2 protein-coding genes are annotated in these 1,331 nt (G+C 76.0%); one reads left to right on the forward strand and one right to left on the reverse strand.

Translation table 11 applies throughout. The features are described 5' to 3' along the window. Positions 1-666 (forward strand): c-type cytochrome biogenesis protein CcmI (ccmI, locus tag OZN99_RS31750; protein WP_270939176.1); only part of this gene is annotated, 666 nt, incomplete at its 5' end. 10 nt (positions 667-676) lie between these two features. Here the strand turns inward: ccmI and OZN99_RS31755 are convergent. After that, positions 677-1,129, reverse strand: coding sequence for a hypothetical protein (locus OZN99_RS31755; protein ID WP_270939177.1), 453 nt, complete (start codon positions 1,127-1,129; stop codon positions 677-679). Between the last annotated feature and the right edge of the window lie 202 nt (positions 1,130-1,331).

A 1,331-nucleotide genomic window follows, 5' to 3' on the forward strand; every position in this document is an offset into this window, starting at 1 on the left:
GAACTCGACCGGGAGCGCGAGCTCGGGCGGCTGGACGCCGCCGCGCATGCCGCCGCGACGCTCGAGGTGCAGCGCCGCATCCTGGCCGCGCCGAAGGACGACGCCGCCGGCGCCGGGCGGTCCAGCGCCGCCCTCGTCGCCGCCGCGTTGTTCATCGTGCCGGCCGCGGCGATCGGGCTGTATCTCGTGCGCGGCGTCCCCGACATGCCGAGCGCGCCCTACGACCTGCGGCGCCAGCAGGCGGAGGCGGAGGAGCAGCTGCTGGCCGCGCTGCGCACCCGCATCGCGCAGGTTGACCCGAACAGCGATGCGGCGCGGCAGGGCTACCTCCTGCTCGGCAATGCGGAGCGCAACCGCGGCCGGATCGAGGCGGCGTCCGAGGCCTGGACGCGCGCGCTCGCCATCCGCTTCGACCCGCAGCTTGCGGGCGACCTGGCGGAGCTGCAGATCGAGCAGCAGAACCACGCCGAAGCCGCGGCGCTTCTGGCGCGTGCGCTCGGCAATGCGCCGGAGGATCCGCGGCTGCGCTTCCTGACGGGGCTGGCGGAAGCGCGCGCCGGCCGCGCGGCGAATGCCCGCAGCGTCTGGACCGCGCTGCTGGCCGACGCGCCGCGCGACGCGCCCTGGCGGGTGGTGGTGGAACGACAGCTTCAGGCGTTGCCCTGAGCGGCGCCGGTCAGGCGGCCCGGCTGCCCGCATAGCGATAGAGGCAGCCGGACGCGCCGTCCGCCGCGTAGTCATAGGCGAGTTCCAGCATCAGCTCCGTGCCGCCGATACGGCCCCGCGTGCGGACCTCGACGCCGCTGGTGCCGTCCCAGCGCAACGCATCGAGGCTGCCATCCGCGCCCACCGGCCCGCGCATCGTGCCGGCGAGGCGGCCGCCACGGAGCGGCAATTCGGCTTGGCCGTTGGCCACGGTCAGCGTGATCGAGAGCGGCCGGTCCATGCGGAAGCAGCCCGCGCTGCCCGAAACCAGGCTGCCGGACGCCACATAGCGCCCGTCGAAGGCCGAGGCCGCCGCGCCCGACCCGCCGCTGGCGACACCTTGGGAGGCACCCGGCGTGCAGGCCGCCAGAGCGCCACCAGCCAATGAGAGCGCGACGCCAGCCACAGCGCGCAGGAACCGCATCGGCATGTCCCCCCGGATAGCCGGGTCGCATTCACGGCCATCCGCCGGCTCAGCGCAACGATTCACTCCCGCGGGCCGGCCCCGGTCGGGACCAGCCGCCGGTAGAGCCGAACCAGCCGCGCCGCCTCGCCCGCCCAGCCGAAGCGGCCCAGCGCCGCGGCGCGGCCCCGCGCGCCGAACTCCGCGCGGCGCGCCGGGTCGG

Origin of the sequence: Falsiroseomonas oryzae (assembly GCF_027856955.1) — a bacterium.
GTDB classification, from domain to species: domain Bacteria; phylum Pseudomonadota; class Alphaproteobacteria; order Acetobacterales; family Acetobacteraceae; genus Falsiroseomonas; species Falsiroseomonas oryzae.

Coding starts and splice junctions, on each gene's coding strand:
- OZN99_RS31755 (WP_270939177.1), bottom strand. CDS start 1,129: ATGCGGTTCCTGCGCGCTGTGGCTGGCGTCGCGCTCTCATTGGCTGGT.